The 15,776-nt window shown below is 62.0% G+C and carries 14 protein-coding genes; 6 read left to right on the top strand and 8 right to left on the bottom strand.

The window, feature by feature from the left end; genetic code table 11:
- Positions 1 to 892: 892 nt before the first annotated feature.
- Both HQ306_RS01555 and HQ306_RS01550 read left to right on the top strand, forming a co-directional pair.
- Positions 893 to 1,126, top strand: a complete 234-nt coding sequence (locus HQ306_RS01555; protein ID WP_222627267.1) for a DUF2188 domain-containing protein — start codon at positions 893 to 895, stop codon at positions 1,124 to 1,126.
- Positions 1,127 to 1,385: 259 nt separating this feature from the next.
- On the top strand, positions 1,386 to 2,015 hold the full coding sequence (locus HQ306_RS01550; RefSeq protein ID WP_222627265.1) for a hypothetical protein: 630 nt from the start codon (positions 1,386 to 1,388) through the stop codon (positions 2,013 to 2,015).
- A 41-nt stretch (positions 2,016 to 2,056) separates the two neighbouring features.
- Here the strand turns inward: HQ306_RS01550 and HQ306_RS01545 are convergent, their stop codons facing one another.
- Positions 2,057 to 2,566, bottom strand: coding sequence for a hypothetical protein (locus tag HQ306_RS01545; protein WP_222627263.1), 510 nt, complete (start codon positions 2,564 to 2,566; stop codon positions 2,057 to 2,059).
- Positions 2,567 to 2,630: 64 nt separating this feature from the next.
- The gene (locus HQ306_RS01540) at positions 2,631 to 2,984 is read right to left on the bottom strand and encodes a hypothetical protein (protein ID WP_308115395.1); all 354 of its coding nucleotides are present in this window, start codon (positions 2,982 to 2,984) and stop codon (positions 2,631 to 2,633) included.
- A gap of 430 nt (positions 2,985 to 3,414) precedes the next feature.
- Between HQ306_RS01540 and HQ306_RS01535 the strand changes: the two genes are divergently transcribed.
- From HQ306_RS01535 to HQ306_RS01525, 3 genes are all read left to right on the top strand, one after another.
- Positions 3,415 to 3,831, top strand: a complete 417-nt coding sequence (locus HQ306_RS01535; RefSeq protein WP_222627261.1) for a hypothetical protein — start codon at positions 3,415 to 3,417, stop codon at positions 3,829 to 3,831.
- Positions 3,832 to 3,892: 61 nt separating this feature from the next.
- Positions 3,893 to 5,332 carry a hypothetical protein gene (locus HQ306_RS01530; protein WP_222627259.1) on the top strand — a complete coding sequence of 480 codons (1,440 nt, stop codon included), beginning with the start codon at positions 3,893 to 3,895 and terminating at the stop codon, positions 5,330 to 5,332.
- Between the two features lie 217 nt (positions 5,333 to 5,549).
- Positions 5,550 to 6,575: a hypothetical protein gene (locus HQ306_RS01525; RefSeq protein ID WP_222627257.1), complete on the top strand. Its 1,026-nt coding sequence runs from the start codon at positions 5,550 to 5,552 to the stop codon at positions 6,573 to 6,575.
- Between the two features lie 109 nt (positions 6,576 to 6,684).
- On the opposite strand, the gene HQ306_RS21980 is transcribed toward HQ306_RS01525, so the two are convergent.
- The 6 genes from HQ306_RS21980 to HQ306_RS21975 form a co-directional block, all read right to left on the bottom strand.
- On the bottom strand, positions 6,685 to 6,816 hold the full coding sequence (locus HQ306_RS21980; protein ID WP_261769654.1) for a hypothetical protein: 132 nt from the start codon (positions 6,814 to 6,816) through the stop codon (positions 6,685 to 6,687).
- Positions 6,817 to 7,120: 304 nt separating this feature from the next.
- Entirely contained in the window at positions 7,121 to 8,191 is a 1,071-nt protein-coding gene (locus HQ306_RS01520; RefSeq protein WP_222627255.1) for a DUF3644 domain-containing protein, read from the bottom strand.
- A 1,249-nt stretch (positions 8,192 to 9,440) separates the two neighbouring features.
- Entirely contained in the window at positions 9,441 to 10,088 is a 648-nt protein-coding gene (locus HQ306_RS01515) for a S1 family peptidase (RefSeq protein ID WP_222627253.1), read from the bottom strand.
- Between the two features lie 77 nt (positions 10,089 to 10,165).
- Complete coding sequence (locus tag HQ306_RS01510) at positions 10,166 to 10,348, bottom strand: hypothetical protein (RefSeq protein ID WP_222627251.1); 183 nt, start codon at positions 10,346 to 10,348, stop codon at positions 10,166 to 10,168.
- A gap of 110 nt (positions 10,349 to 10,458) precedes the next feature.
- The gene (locus HQ306_RS01505; protein WP_222627249.1) at positions 10,459 to 11,121 is read right to left on the bottom strand and encodes a hypothetical protein; all 663 of its coding nucleotides are present in this window, start codon (positions 11,119 to 11,121) and stop codon (positions 10,459 to 10,461) included.
- A 997-nt stretch (positions 11,122 to 12,118) separates the two neighbouring features.
- On the bottom strand, positions 12,119 to 12,253 hold the full coding sequence (locus tag HQ306_RS21975; RefSeq protein ID WP_261769653.1) for a hypothetical protein: 135 nt from the start codon (positions 12,251 to 12,253) through the stop codon (positions 12,119 to 12,121).
- A 211-nt stretch (positions 12,254 to 12,464) separates the two neighbouring features.
- On the opposite strand from HQ306_RS21975, the gene HQ306_RS01500 reads away from it, so the two are divergent.
- The gene (locus HQ306_RS01500) at positions 12,465 to 15,776 is read left to right on the top strand and encodes an error-prone DNA polymerase (RefSeq protein ID WP_222627247.1); all 3,312 of its coding nucleotides are present in this window, start codon (positions 12,465 to 12,467) and stop codon (positions 15,774 to 15,776) included.

The raw sequence follows: 15,776 nt of genomic DNA, 5'->3' as shown, positions 1-15,776 counted from the left end.
TTGGACTCGATAGATCGGAATACCACTCCTCTGCAGCTACAGAAGCAGAGGAGTGGTATTTCGATTGTACGTATTCGATATCCGCATTCTTTCCGTATGTGCGATACCGACCTTGTTCGAAAGTCGTTAATACGGTAGTGACTATACAATTGCGCAGAGTAATTTGGTCGACCCGAAATTGCGACTTGGCTTCACCTCGACGCAACGCTGCCACCAAGGCGCTGAAAAACTCCATTCGCCAGCCAGTGCCAACTTCCGCAAATGGTTGTTTTTCGAGGTCGGAAGCAAACGCCGCCGGGTCGTACGAAACTTCGTATTTAACTGACGGGTCATCCACGAAACTCAACCTCCTCGGCTCGAGCTACGACACGAGTCTTTCGCTTACCCATTCGCCTTTCAAAGGCTTAAGCTATTTACGTTCGCTGATCCGTTGCGATCGTGATCCGTTGAATACGGCAGCTATGCTACCAGCAGCAGACGCCGGGAGGCCGCCGGCACGCATTTTGCCGCCCACGGCGACGATCGTGTATCTCAACCGGACGGCACCATCATCGATGTCCTTGAACGTGGCGTCTCACGACGTAACCGTCCACACTTCCGACGGGTTCGTTGTCGATGTGAACGCCGACGTCGACGTGCTGGCTCCTTGAAACAAGTGGCCATCGTCGCCTCGACGCCGGCACTTCGCATGGGCGCCTATGGCGAACCACCACCACCACACCCGGCACATCATCAATAACGTCAACCATCGCCGATATTTGGGTTCTGTCAGCTAAAGGCCGAGTCCTTGTCGGGGCTACCTGTGACACGGACGGAAGTCAGCGTCGGCGACCACGCCGAACGGTACGGTCGGTACATCCAGTTCGACGGTTTCCCGTGCAGAGGAGCGCAGGTGGCTGATTACGACGTGCAGTACGACCACGATTCCGGTGATTGGACCGCGAAGCGAGCGGGGGCGTCCCGAGCAGCTGGCCGATTCGATACGCAGGCCGACGCGCACGACGCGGCCGCCGGGTACGCCGAGCGCAGCGGCGGCGGCGAAGTACGGGACCACCGCAAGGACAACAACCAGATCAGGAACACCGACACGATCGGCAAGAAGGATCCGCACCCCCCGAAGGGCTGAGCTACCCATCGAAGGAACCGATATGGGCCGAAAGTGGCGTCGGCAGCGTTCCCCAAAAGCTCGTCGAGGGGCGGCGGGCAGAACCCTCGGTGAGCGGTGGGCTCGGATCAAGACCAGTCGGCTGGCCGCGGCCACCGTTCTGGTAGTCGGCTACGTGCTTTCGGTTGTCGTGGCTACCGCTGCATACGGGGCACTCACGCTCGAAGTCCTCGGCCCACTCGCAGCCTGGGTCGGCGCCATTCTGACAGCCGGCGCCGTCGTGGTCGCGCTCACGACGAACAGACGAGACCGCGCGTTCACTGCGAATCAGCAGACGGCCCGGGCGGTTGCGGATCTGTGGTCCACGATCGTGGCGGTGCGCAGACCTTTGGCGGCGTTCGACGCCGTTGCGCGCGAACCGAACTCGTTCGTAAACGGCGTCCCTTCCCGCGAGCTGGACCGGTTGTCCGGTGACGTACAAGATGCACTCACGGCAGCGGAAGCATCGTCGTTCTACGCGCGGCTGGTGATCGATTCCGGCCGGCTTCTCGATCACATCGACGACATCGCCACCGAACTGTCAGAGATGAGGGCGTTCTTCGAAGAGGGCGGAGAGCATCAGCGAGACGGATCGCGCCCCCCTGGATACGAGCAGCCCGTTTTCTCGGTCGTCGACTGGTTGGACGGTCTGGGGCTCCGTTTGCGGCGCATCCTGACTGTGGAGCAGACGCTGATGGACGCAGTGCGGTTCCACTTCCCGGTGACCGATTCGCAACGCGCTGTCGCGGATTCGACCGATTCGCAACAACTGTGGCAGGACGCCTACATCCGGGCGAAGGCATTCCCGCACACGGAAATCTATCGGCGCCATGCCGACCCACCGGGATCGTGGCGAACCCGGTGGCGTTGACACCGGGCCGTCCGGAGTGAGGCGAACGGCCCGGCCTCGATCTAGCTGCCGAACGCGTCCGCGAGGTCGCCGATCGCGGGAAGTACCGGCTCCGGCGCCGCCTTATCGATGGTGATGACGACGGATGCCTGTTGAACGGTGTACGTCGTCCACGGCACGAGGTTTTCCACGTGTTCCTTGATGCCGGGATAGTCCGACAACCACCAGGCTTCGGTGGAGTCGAACTCGCCGAGCGTGCAGGTGGCCAGCACGACGTACGAGCCGGGTGGGATGTTGGTCACCGTCTGAGTCGCGGTGGTGCCGGGTTCGATCGAACCAGTGTCGTAGTACTCGTGCGTTTGCGAGAGCACTGTCTCGACCGGCGGTAGGACACCTTCGGGTGCCGCTGCCAGGCCTGTGGTGCACAGGACGGTGCCGTCGGCCGTGTTGGTGATGGTGTTGGTGACGGTATCGCCGACGACGTCGTAGGAGTATGTGATGTCGGAGGGCTCGGCTGCGGAGACGCTGCCGGGTGCCGCCAGCGCCAGGGGTACCGCGATGGCTGCAATCATCGCTACGCGTCTAGGTATTCGCACGGTGTGCTCCTTGCTGTCCGGTTGCGTTCGGTTGGTCTGGCTATTCGATGTAGGCGCCGGTGGTGGGGGAGTAGTAGACGGTGCCACCGAAGAATGCCTGGCGGGTGCCGACGCCGTCGCCGGCGGGAGCTTCCGGGCCCTGCGGGTACGACAGAGTGCTGGTGGGTCCGCCGAGGGAGTTGTAGAGGTCGAGGATCTCACCGCAGACCTGGTGTCGGCTGGGCCAGAAGGACTCGCACGTCGCTGCCGCAGGGGCCTGCGGCGCGGTGGGTGCGGGCTGGGCCATGACCTGGCCGGCGCCGGTAAGAGTGAGAGCGGTGCCGAGAACGCCAGCGGCGGCGAGACGGACACGAAGGCCGGCGTTGCGGCGGGTGGCGGTGTGGGTGGTGGTCACGAGGAGGGCTCCTTTGCAGGGGTGTGCGATGAGCTCACAGGTTCGTCGACTCCGGCCATCACGAAAAGGGAGACCGTGGGGTCTGATGTCGGACTTGTCGGACGCTATCAGCGCCGGCGACCCTCTGTCGCCACAACGACTCGACCACCGAACGCCTTGACGCGCCCCGAAACGGGTTGCAGAACAACCGCTCTCGGCGCGTCATAGTCGATCGTTCGGTTATTACGCCCCTCCATAATTGCGACACCCGTTCTTCGCCACGGTAAGTAACCTCCTGGTCTGTTTGCGCGGTTTGCGTCTGCTGGTGAAGTTGTGAATCCCGTGGTTTGCCTTCAGGATGCTCAGGCGACCACCATTCGGACCGGTCGTATTCCTCTCCGAGAGAGCAGCATCCATGACGACCCTTGTTCGGCCGCCACGGCGGAAACCGATGTTCTCCTCGACGCCGCGGGCGGTTCTGACCGCCGGCATGATCGCAGTCCTCGTCGCCACCGGCGGGGGAGCGGTGGCCACCGCGCAACCGTCCGCCATCCCGGCCACGCCGACCAGCTCCGCGCCGACAGCGTTGCAGCAGCAGGCACCAGCACCGGTCGACCCGTGCGCTATCACCCACGGCACCGACCACCACGACCACGACCACGGCACCGTCCACCATCACACCGGCGACGCCGACTTCCTGCGCCGAAGTGCCGGCACCGGCCCCGGCCACCTCGCAGGCACCCACGACAGCGTCCGAGGCACCGAGTGTCGCGGACGCACCGACACCCGCCCCGGCGAGCACGACCGCACCGACCACCTCGAGCCTGACTCCGAGCGCGGAGGCCACCGCGCCTACCCCGACCGGTGAGCGGATCCCGTACACCGGGCTGCCGACGGAGAACCCGAACAGCACCCTCATTCCGGGCAAGATGCGCTCGGACCGCGAGGAGTGGCCCGAGCCGTTCACCAAGGAAGAAGCCGACCAGGCTGAGATCGGGGAAGCTCGACTGCTCGCCAAGCAGCGCACCTCCCGTGCCGCGGTGACCTGCCAGAGGTACTGGCCGTCGAACTTCGACGTGTGCGGCGCCATCCGCGACAAGTACAACTCCCTCGGCGGATCGTTCAGCTTCCTGCTGCTCCCCACCAGCGGAAACATCGTCAACCCCGGCAACACCGGCGAGCGCGTCACGTTCATGAACGGACCGATCTACTGGTCCGCCGCCGGCGGAGCACACCCCGTCGTCAACAGCTTCCTCAACCGCTGGGGCATCCTCGGCTACGAAGGCAGCTACCTCAAGTACCCCACCTCTGATGAGATCGTTCTCCCCGACGGCGGCCGCCGACAGGAATTCCAGGACGGCGCCATCTACGTCGCCTTCCAGAACGCCATCGGCTCCGCCATCCAGAACGGACCACTCCGCGACAAATACAACAGCGTCGGCGGACTCACCCCCGGCAGCAGCTTCCTCGGCTACCTCACCGGAGACCACATCCGAACACTGCCCGACGGCCAAGGCCAGATGGCACGCTTCCAAAACGGCGTCATCTACTGGTCACCCGCGACTGGCGCGTGGCCGGTCACGGGCAGGATCTTGGACCAGTGGGCTGGTGTCGGTTACGAGACTGGACCACTGCGCTACCCGACCGCAGAACAGGTAGACAACGGCGTCACTATTGAGCAGAGCTTTCAGGGTGGAAAGTTGGAGACCCCTGGAGCTAACGCTGTCGAGCTCGCAACCCAGAATCCTGGAACCACTGCCCAGGAGATGATCGATGAGGCGATTTTCAACGCGCAACAGCGAGCTCTCGACGTCGCTGACGTGATTCTCGAGGCCGTCGAAGGTGGCCGGATCGAGACCCTTGCTTCCGATCCGGTCACTGGCTCCCCGACAACCCTGCCTTTCGCCCGTGGCGCAGGCGACATCTTTTACGCAGATGCTGATACCGCCAACGTCAACCACGGGCACAACGGCATCTTCATTTCGACAACTGAAACCGTTGAGGCGCTCAATCCGACAAAGGGCGTCCAGCTGACGGACAACACGACCGGAAATCCTGATGGGACACGCCGTACGGTCTACGGCCCCAAGATGATGTTCGTGAACACGTCAAGCGGTGTCCGCGCGAATGCTGTGTTTTTTGCGCTTAATCAGGTCGGGAAGGACTACAACAGTAACTTCGCTTTCAACAAGCGGTTCATCAACGGCGATGCTTACAATTGCTCATCCCTGGTCTGGGCGGCGTTCCAGTCAGCGTCCGGTGGTGGTGTAGATCTAGACCAAGAGCCAGGCGGCGGCGAAGATGCCACCCCTTCAGGCATCTTCCCTAACGAGATAGTAAAGTCCGACTGGACAACCCTGTACCCGTAACTGCGGGCACAAGTCACCCGCGGGCGCCTGCTCATAACGCCGGGAAAGGCGCCCGCGTCGTGGCACGCACTCTAGGAGTTACGAGTTGATTAGCAGACGCGGACCCCATCTTGTTCTCCTCACTGCGGTGGCCGCGCTAGCAGTGACGTCCTGCGGGCAAGACAATGCAGCAATTGAACCCAAAGAACTCACGTCACTCCAAGACACTCTCGCTGCCGTGGCCCTGGGTCCGTCGACTATGGAGGGCATAAAGTCCGACGACGTGTCGAGTGTTTACACCTTTGATGCATCGGGATCGCTCGTTGGAGCAATAACCGGGCCCGCCATCTACGCGAACAGCGTCTCCTCGCTAGGCGACAAACTGGCATCCACGTCGTCGAAACAGCTGACGCTAACAACACCAAGCGGACAATCCGAATTCGCAATTGGGTTTGAGAATATCGTCCAAGCATCTACCTCAGACAAGCGCGCCGGCACAGCGACATATTGGTACAACAGTGGCATGGTGTCCGGCATCTACACAAACTCCTACGCCTCTATAAGCTCACAGGGTGAGCTATTCGGTGGCACCGTGAATGGCTTAACTCGCACCGTTGCGCAGTGTGGGGATCTCGCGTATTCAATCATTCAGGATATAGCTACCGGAGTTGGCGAGGAATCAACACGAAGCGGCTTGTATCGAGCCGACAGCAATGGCATACGGCTGACCGCAGCTTGGGACTATCCCGCAGATTTCAAGCCCATCTCCCGAACGGCAGCGTGCGGGCCGAACGGAGAAGCGATTTATGCGCTTTACGCAGACAATGCAACCTTGAACTCACAAAACGGTATGCCCGGTCTGACGCTCGCACGAGTCGACACCAGTACAGGCTCCAGAACAGATACACCATTGGGCATGGCCGGCCTCGATTGGAGCGTCGTATCTGGGACAATGAGCGTTCTCGACGGCAGAGCGTACTGGATCAACGCCGCCAAAGAGGTGTTAAGCGTTGACCTGTCCGACGCTGCGGGAATAGTCAGGCGCGAGTGGTCGCTGCCGGGAGTTGAAGGCAATGCTGTCGCTTCGGTAGACAATGGCAAAGTAGACGTGGTAGTGCCCGGACGAAATGCCAGATATTCGCAGCACGACCTCCGGACTGGCGCCACAATCGGTACACCGATTGCCTTGCCTTGGCTCGATGCGTTGACCGACGCCTCGCCCGTCAGCGGACAGACCTTGGTGGATGTTGCATCCCTAGAATAGAGCGCGATTCCGGCAGCCTCGGACCTCCGGTGTAAGAGATCACTGCATCGTCCCACTTGATCCAGCTCACCACTAGATCTGCCGAAAGCGAGCGGCCCTGCCCCGGCTCCTAGCTGCCGAACGCGTCCCTGAGATCGCCGTTTTCGGAAACCACCGGCTCCGCCAACGCCTCCTCGTCGATGGTGATGACGGAGCACTCCTGCTGGACGGTGTACGTCGTCCACGGCACGAGGTTTTCCACGTGTTCCTTGATGCCGTGGTAGTCGGACTACCACCAGGCACGCGTCATTCAAATGCCATCTCTTCAGCACACCGAAAGAATCCCATCGCTGAGCGCACGGTCGGCTGAGTGACTCGATTTCAATCTTGTCATCCTCGTCGACCGATCGGGTGTGGATCGCACCGTCGACCGCTAAGTTGCCATGAAACGCGCCACCCAGCAGCTCGTGGTGCGATGAACGCTATCTGTATTCATTGCCGATAATAGTTATTATGGCAGGTAACGTTCGAATGGTTGTCTAGCAGCGTTTCTCATGCACCACTGATCACTCCGCTTTCATACGAGGTTCATGTCCTGTGGCTTCTCGGAACCCCTCCGCAGTCTTGCACTTCTTGATGAGCCACTTCACACAGGAATCGGTGTACAGGTAATCGTTATGAGCGTCGTCGTAGACGCAAAATTCAGACTTCGTCGCTTCGGGTTCTGCTGCGCCGGCGGCTGGTCGCCATCCGTGCTTCCTCCACGCGGCGGCCATCTGAGATGACGCACCGAAGTGATAGGGGATCGCGGCGGAAACCATCTTCGCAACTGCCCCTGGTCGATGCTTCCCGATATTAGCTACCGGGACCTTCTTCTGCTTGGTGATGACGTATCCCTTGTTCGCAGCAACTTCTTCCATCACCGCGCGCTCCTCGTCAGACAGATCCTTGTCGTTCACGAACTGAAGCGAAAGATCGCCCTTACGGTTGCCGCTCTCCAAGACGATGGTGAGTCGCATGCAGTAGCGGGGGTCGCGGGAGACCGCGTCATCGAGTCCGGCGTCGTACTCCGCGAGGAAGGTACGCAGGTCCTTCGGCAGGGTCTTGGTGAGCTTAAGCAGATCCTCCTTTCCTTGGTCAGTGAACCCGCCGATGAACACCGGGAAGTGCAGCCGGTGAGCCAGTGAGTAGCCGGTACCCGCAAACCCAGTCACGAACTCCTCGTAGTTGAGCAGCATCGAGTGACACTCCCCGTTCACGATCGTCAGGAGTGCTACATCCGTACCGGTGTGGCGATGCTCGATCTTGTTCCGCAGCTTGATGAAGAACTCAAGGTTGGCGCGCACAGTGGCTTTCTCGCTGGGCCACTCCTCCTTCACGAACCACTCCAGCGGCTGCGACATGCGTTCACCGTTGATGTACTTGTACCGGCGAGGCTGCTCGGAACGCAGCACGTGGTAGTTGTTGCCCTCCTGCATCCACTTCGACTGGAACGCGTAGAGCCAGGCGATGTGCATGTGAATGATGAAGCCTTCGAGTGCTCGCTCTCGACCTGGATCGTTGAACAAGCTGACAGCAAGCATGGCCTCTTGCTGCGACGCGCGTAGCAGGAGTTCCCAACGCTGAGGACGCGCCATCTGTAGACCCGACTCCTATCGACGCCAGGTCGCTCCAGTTGAACGTCTCAATAGCGTGCGTCGAGTCTGCCAGACGACTACGACTCGGCTCACGGTGTCGCTACGGGGAGATCACGAGTCCTGCTCCGACTGAGCGCCACAACCGCGCGGTCCCCGCGAAAGGTCACTGGTGACGATATGGCTCAGCCGGTAACATAAGAGGGTGAATGGGGCTGCCCCGAGTTCAGTTCCGGCCCGCCGCCCCGGAACGCCCCAGGACGAGGTCCATCGCCTCTGCCCTGACGCAGTCAGTAGCGACCTTCGCACACCGTGAACCGCCGTCACACGGTCGGTACTGGGCACCTTCCGAGTTCGATATTCAATAATGATAGTCATTGCCGATAATTTAGGTTCTGTCAGGTAAAGCCAGGAGCCTTGCTCTTTGACGTCACCGGGCGTACACGGGCCGAGGTGCAACGGCCTTGCCGGGGTGGGTTCACGTTCAGCTGCCGGAGCTCGCGGCTGATGCGAACACGATGTCTTCGGCCTGGTGAAGCCATACCTGAGTTTCGAAGAGGGCCGGCTGAGCGCGGCCGGTGTAGCACAGGGCTTCGCCCGGCTGCAGCTGCAGCAGCAGGCCCCCGCACCAGTCGACCCGTGCGCCACCACCACGGCTCCGACCACCACGACCACGACGGCGGCCCCGTCGACCACCACACCGGCGGCGCCGACCTCCTGCGCCGAAGTGCCGACACCGGCCCCGGCCACCTCGCAGGCACCCACCACAGCGTCCGAGGCACCAAGTGTCGTTGACGCCCCGGCACCCACCCCGGCGGGAACGACGACACCGACCACCTCGAACTGATGATGGAGCTCTTCATCGTCGAGGCCTGAGCACAGTCGATGACTCCTCACGGCTTACTGGCGCACGTCGTCCGTGAGCCCCGCACTCATTTGTAACCGAGGGTGGAAGGAGACCACCTAAGGTACGGACGCCAGAACACACAGCGTGGCCACGGTGACTCATTACCGTGGCCACGTTGTGCTTGCTGCACGATGTAAATCGCGTCCGCGTGGTCGAACCTTGCGGGTTACGGTGGTGCAGCTAGTCACGGCAAGCCAGAGCACACTGCGCGTGGCTACCACCGAGCCGAACGGTTCGCTCTTGAGAACGCCAGCCAAATTGTGCCCGCACCGGTCGCCAAGTTGGTCGCTGGTCCGGTCCCGATGCATCAACCGAACTTTTCTCACAGCGCCGCTGGCGGAATCACTATTGCAGTGGGGAGAAACCAACGTCCGAGAATGTAAGGCTTCCAGCTACGTTCAGCACGTCTTGAATAGGCCTATAGAACGCGAAGTTATGCGGCACCGCGCTCACCGCATCTTCACACGGGATATCAAAATTGCGGCCTAGGTCGCCCCGGTTACCAACGTTTCCCAGATTCATTCCGACTAGTTTATCGTTGAAGTACACCGGGGCGCCGGAGTCTCCTGGCAGCGAGCAATAATTTGCAAGCACACGCCTTTCTATCTCGTCGATTCCACCAACAAAAGAACAATTCGTACCGGTTTCCGGTGAGACTTGGCACACTGTGTCACCGACCGCAGGTGCCGTTGCTGCTAATGCGGACACAGAGGCGGCGTCGGGAGCAGAGAGGACACTGCCGTCAAACGTTATCAATCCAACGTCGATCAATAAATCGCTCGCCGACAGTGTTCCCAACGCACGACCCGGGATCGCTGACGTGAATACGGCTGATCCGACTTTTCCACAATGGCCCGCTGTCAATCCCGCGAGACGTCCGTCGCTGGTTTTGCCGAGCAACGCGAGGCTGCACGTCTTACCACCATCTATACGAATCTGTGTGGACGGCGCAATAGACTGCTCGTACGAAGCGCCTTTGTCGTGGTAGGTCACCGGCAACGACGTATCACCGCATCCAGCCAGCAGCAGGAGCGAGAGGAAGCCGGCTCGTCTCGCTCGCAAAACGGATCCTACCCCCCGTTCTCGGTTTCAAGCTCGGCAATCTCTGCCCTCAGGCTGCTCTTCTCTGCTGCCGAGAATCTCCTGACCTGCATTGCAAGTACAGCTCGCGCCTGAAGTTCGTCAAAATCGAAGTGCGCCTGAAGTGCGCGTACCGCATCGTGATCGTCAACCGAGTCGGCCACCAGCGTCATGACCTGAGCAGTGCTGTTCAGACACGTATCCAGGGCACGAAGGATCCTCAGTCGTTCCGACTCCCGACTTTCGTTTTCGGGCAAAGGGTGTCCCTTCCTCTTGGCGAAGATTAAGACGCCATCCAGTTGATAGTACGCCCGGAATCCGATGCAAAGTTCTGCGACTCGTAGTTCAGATTCTTGGGAATCTTCAATACAGCATTGGAGTTTCCTGTCCCTGGCATCAGCACGACATTAATTCTTATGTAATCGTTTGTTCGTGCCAGATAAGACGAACTCGATGATTCAAGTATCTGGTAGCTAGCTGCATCCGTAAAGGTCTGACAAGAGGAGAAAAACCCTACTTGCGGATCCACGAAGTACGGAATGTCTTGATATACTTCACAACTGTGGTTTGTTACCGTGACTTTTTTACCGCCTTGCGACGCAATTTGGCCGGCAAGCAAAAGCTCACCAGTTCGGTATCCGCTAACCCGGTACTGAATTGACACCGTATCAATAATTGTACAGGTATCGAAACAGACCTGGAGATCTTCCGTTGTATTCAGGTTCCATTCACGGGAGTTAATTGGCGTCCCATCCGAGCCGCCGTTAAAGTGAACAGTCAGATCAGCCGTCAACAAACTTTGCAGCTCCGCCTGAAGTGCTGGCGTGCGACTGCTCGCGTAGCGTTGAACATATTTCAGTGCGGCGTCGGCGTATCCCCCATGATCGCGCTTTTCACCACAGCAGCTTCCGGACTTTCCCCTGGACTGACATACCCCACGAAGCACTCACCCGCGAGTGATTGCGCCTCCGAGCACTCGGTAGCGGCTGACTGCGCACCCGCACTTGGTGCTGCTGCCACAGATGCAGCTAGGACCGTCAAGCCGACTGACGCGATCAACTTTTTCCAGTTTTGCATTACGCAAACCCCTCCCATGGAAATCCGGATTTTCCGGTCCCATCGGTTCATCGTCAACTTACAGGCGGGTGTTACTCAGTTGCGCCCTTTTGCCAGGACAGGAGACCCAAGCTCGCGACACGATTGGATCTAGCGTTCTGCGCCGGGGGATCGGACCGGGCAATCCGACCAAACGGGGCGTTCGAACCCAGCGTGTGCGTTCAATTCGACTGTCAAACAGTCGGATAGCGCGAAATAAAAGCGGCTAGCTGCCGCTGAGTTTGCCATGCCCCGACGATTCGGTAAGCCTCAGCTGCGCTGGGCAGATAGTTCGTCATGGCGGTCCGCGCCCTTCTTCACTAGGCCACCCGCGCCTGCCGGGTGTGTTCGCGATTGCTGGCACTTGTTCCTTACATTCAGGATGGTCCGATACGTGCAGGACCGTCAGGATGCGGTAGATGGACCCGTGCCCCTGATGGGTGCGAAGGTCGTACCAAGTGCGTGGACGGCGAACTCAAGACCGCAGAGCAGTCATCGAAGACGCACCCGCGGCCACGAGGGCTACCGCAAGAGCTAGGAGTGGGCCCCGCCATGCGCGGCGCGCAAAGGCGCTAGATCCGGCCGGAGGGTGGTGGTGGCGACGTTGAGCCACTGGGTGTACGCGCCAGCGCTTGAACAAGACGTCAAGGAGCAGGCTCCGGCTTCCTGCCACCGTCGATAGCTACCCACACGATGCATCTCGGATGCTCACGAGAACTGATCTGCCGATAATTTATATTATGACATAGTTGCTGCTAGAAACGTGATCGTTGTAATCGCTCTGCCGGTGGCGGGTACCCCCCTCGCCGATCGGTCCCGAGAACGGTTCCAGCGGCGGCAGGACGCCGTCAGGTGCGGGTGCCGTCGACAGCGAACGCGTAGGTGACGTCGGTGGGTTCCGCCGCGGCAGCGAGACCGGGAGTGGCGAGGGCCAGGGGAATCGCTGCTGCAGTGCCGAGAAGGGTTCGGGTGAGTTTCCGCACGGCATGTCCTCTTCGTCGTCGATGGTCGCTTCCAGGGGAAGTGTGCAACGGAAGCGGACCGTTCGGCACCTTTCGTACCGGGTGCCCCCGTGGGGGTGTGGTTCCGGGCGAGACCACGGTTTCCGTCGACTTGCCGCCGGAGTGGAGGTGGTGGTCCAATGGGAACATACGTTCGAACACAAGTTCTCCAGCAAGCGGACGAGGGTGCGTCATGGGATGGAACGACGGACCGCCCACGTGGACCGAGATGGAGCGGTTGCTCTCGGGCAAGCCTCGTGTCATCGATCCGCTGGCGATGGGTGACGGCGGTGACAGTCCGGCCTGGTCGCGCAAGCGTGATCCCTACGAGGGTGCGGTGGTGCGGCCGCGCGACACCGTTCCCTACGCGGAACTGCACGCCCACTCGTCCTTCAGCTTTCTCGACGGCGCCTCCCAGCCCGAGGAGATGGTCGAGGAGGCCGTACGGCTGGGTCTGGACGCCATCGCGCTGACCGATCACGACGGCATGTACGGCGTCGTGCGGTTCGCGGAGGCGGCACGTGAGTTGGAGATGAAGACCGTCTTCGGGTCCGAGTTGTCGCTCGGTGATCCAGGTATGCCGACCGAATCACGCACCGGCGCAGCCGATCCGGACGGAACGCATCTGTTGGTGCTGGCGCGCGGACAGGAGGGGTACCGGCGCCTGTCCCGCCAGATCGCCGCCGCGCATCTGGCCGGTGGGGAGAAGGGTCGTCCCAGATACGACATCGATTCGCTGGCCGAGGCGGCCGGGGGGCACTGGCAGATCCTGACGGGGTGCCGCAAGGGCAGCGTGCGTCGCGCGCTGAGCGAGGGTGGTCCCGCGGCTGCCGAGCAGGCGCTGCGCGACCTGGTGGACCGGTTCGGCGCAGACCGTGTGACGGTGGAACTGACGCGGCAGGGCGTCGCCGAGGACGACGATCGCAACGACACCCTGGCGGACATCGCCGCGCGCCTCTCGCTCCCGGTCATCGCGACGACGTCGGCACACTTCGCGCGGCCGAGTCGGCGCCGGCTCGCGATGGCCATGGCCGCGGTCCGTGCGCGGCGCAGTCTCGACGACGCGTCGGGCTGGCTTCCGCCGCTGGGTGGGACGCACCTGCGCTCCGGCGCAGAAATGGCACAGCTGTTCTCGGCGTATCCCACTGCCGTGTCCCATGCCGCGGCACTGGGGGAGGACTGCGCGTTCGACCTGCACCTCATCGCGCCGCAGCTTCCGCCCTTCGATGTCCCGGAAGGCCATACCGAGATCACGTGGCTCCACGAGTTGACGATGCGCGGTGCCGAGCGGCGCTACGGTCGACGCGAGGACGAACCTGCGGCCTACGCCCAGATCGACCGCGAACTCACCGTCATCACCGAGTTGGATTTCCCCGGGTACTTCCTGGTGGTCCACGACATCGTCGACTTCTGCAAACGCGCCGACATTCTGTGTCAGGGGCGAGGATCCGCGGCCAACTCGGCGGTCTGTTACGCCATCGGCATCACCAACGTCGACCCCGTGCGCAACGGGCTGCTGTTCGAACGTTTTCTCTCCGTCGAGCGCGACGGCCCACCCGACATCGACGTGGACATCGAGTCCGACCGTCGTGAAGAAGCCATCCAGCACGTCTACGCCAAGTACGGGCGCGGGTACGCGGCGCAGGTGGCCAACGTGATCACCTATCGCGGCAAGTCCTCCGTGCGGGACATGGCCCGAGCGCTGGGTGCATCGCAGGGGCAGCAGGACGCGTGGAGCAAGCAGATCACCCGCTGGTCCGGCGTGCCGGGCCGCGACCTGTCCGCCGAGGCCCGCGAGACCACGATCCCGCTGCCGGTGCTGGAGCTGGCCGCGCAGATCGAGAACTTCCCGCGACATCTGGGCATCCACTCCGGTGGCATGGTGATCTGCGACCGACCCATCGCCGACGTGTGCCCCGTCGAGTGGGCGCGCATGGAGAACCGGACCGTCCTGCAGTGGGACAAGGACGACTGTGCCGCAGTGGGTCTGGTGAAGTTCGACATGCTCGGTCTCGGCATGCTCTCGGCGCTGCATTACATGATCGATCTGGTGAAGGAGCACAAGGGACTGCACGTCGACCTCGCCGAACTCGATCTCGGCGAGGCCGCGGTCTACGAGATGCTGCAGCGCGCCGATTCCGTCGGTGTCTTCCAGGTGGAGTCGCGGGCCCAGATGGCGACACTTCCTCGCCTCAAGCCGCGGGAGTTCTACGACCTGGTCGTCGAGGTCGCCCTCATCAGACCCGGTCCCATCCAGGGACATTCGGTGCATCCCTACGTCCGGCGCCGCAACGGACTCGAGCCCGTGACGTTCGACCATCCGTCGCTCGAACGGGCTCTCGAACGCACACTGGGTGTCCCGCTGTTCCAGGAGCAGTTGATGCAGATGGCCGTCGACGTCGCGGGGTTCTCGGCCACCGAGGCGGACCAACTGCGTCGGGCCATGGGGTCCAAGCGCAGTCCGGAGAAGATGGACCGCATGCGTCAGCGTTTCTACGACGGCATGCGCGACCTGCACGGCATCACCGGCGCCAAAGCCGACCGCATCTTCGACAAGCTCTACGCCTTCGCCAATTTCGGCTTCCCCGAGAGTCATTCGCAGAGCTTCGCGTCACTGGTCTTCTACTCGTCGTGGTTCAAGCTGCATCACCCGGCGGCGTTCTGTGCCGGGCTGCTCCGCGCGCAGCCGATGGGTTTCTACTCGCCGCAATCGTTGGTGGCCGACGCTCGACGGCACGGTGTCCTGGTGCACGGGCCCGACGTCCGTGCCAGTCTCGCCCATGCCACGGTCGAGAACGACGGCACCGAGGTGCGCCTGGGATTGTCGGACGTGCGGTCCATCGGGACGGCGTTGGCCGAGAAGATCGTGGCGGCGCGGGAGTCCGGCGGGCAGTTCACGTCTCTGCTCGATCTCACCGGACGTGTCGAACTCTCCGTCACGCAAGCAGAGTCGCTGGCCACCGCCGGCGCCCTGGCGTGTTTCGGTGTGACACGTCGAGAGGCGCTGTGGGCAGCCGGGGCCGCCGCAGCCGAACGCCCCGATCGACTCCCGGCACTGGGTGCGTCCACCCGGGCTCCGTCGCTGCCGGGAATGAGTGCGTGGGAGTTGGCCGCCGCGGACATCTGGGCCACCGGTGTCTCACCCGACAGCTACCCCACCCAGTTCCTGCGCGAGCGGCTCGACGAGATGGACGTGGTCCCTGCCGACCGCCTGCTGTCGGTGGCCGATGGAGATCGGGTGCTCGTGGCCGGGGCGGTCACCCACCGCCAACGTCCGGCCACCGCCGCGGGAGTCACGTTTATCAACCTCGAGGACGAGACCGGGATGATCAACGTGGTGTGCTCGGTGGGACTGTGGCAGAAGTACCGCTCCGCGGCGCAGTTGTCGCAGGCCCTGTTCATCCGCGGCATCGTGCAGAACGCCGAGGGGGTGGTGACGCTGGTGGCCGACAAGCTCGAGACGCTGGACCTGCGAGTGCTGCTGCGCTCCCGAGACTTCCGCTGA

Source organism: Rhodococcus sp. BP-160 (assembly GCF_019836205.1).
GTDB lineage: Bacteria > Actinomycetota > Actinomycetes > Mycobacteriales > Mycobacteriaceae > Rhodococcoides.
The sequence above is the reverse complement of the archived record's forward strand: the minus strand, read 5'-3'. Positions and strand labels throughout refer to the sequence as shown.

What these genes read in the sequence shown, in the direction of transcription:
- HQ306_RS01545 (WP_222627263.1), bottom strand. Translation starts at nt 2,566, where the DNA reads ATGATTGCAGCCATCGCGGTACCCCTGGCGCTGGCGGCACCCGGCAGC.
- HQ306_RS01535 (WP_222627261.1), top strand. Translation starts at nt 3,415, where the DNA reads ATGTTCTCCTCGACGCCGCGGGCGGTTCTGACCGCCGGCATGATCGCA.
- HQ306_RS01530 (WP_222627259.1), top strand. Translation starts at nt 3,893, where the DNA reads ATGCGCTCGGACCGCGAGGAGTGGCCCGAGCCGTTCACCAAGGAAGAA.
- HQ306_RS01520 (WP_222627255.1), bottom strand. Translation starts at nt 8,191, where the DNA reads ATGGCGCGTCCTCAGCGTTGGGAACTCCTGCTACGCGCGTCGCAGCAA.
- HQ306_RS01510 (WP_222627251.1), bottom strand. Translation starts at nt 10,348, where the DNA reads ATGACGCTGGTGGCCGACTCGGTTGACGATCACGATGCGGTACGCGCA.
- HQ306_RS01500 (WP_222627247.1), top strand. Translation starts at nt 12,465, where the DNA reads ATGGGATGGAACGACGGACCGCCCACGTGGACCGAGATGGAGCGGTTG.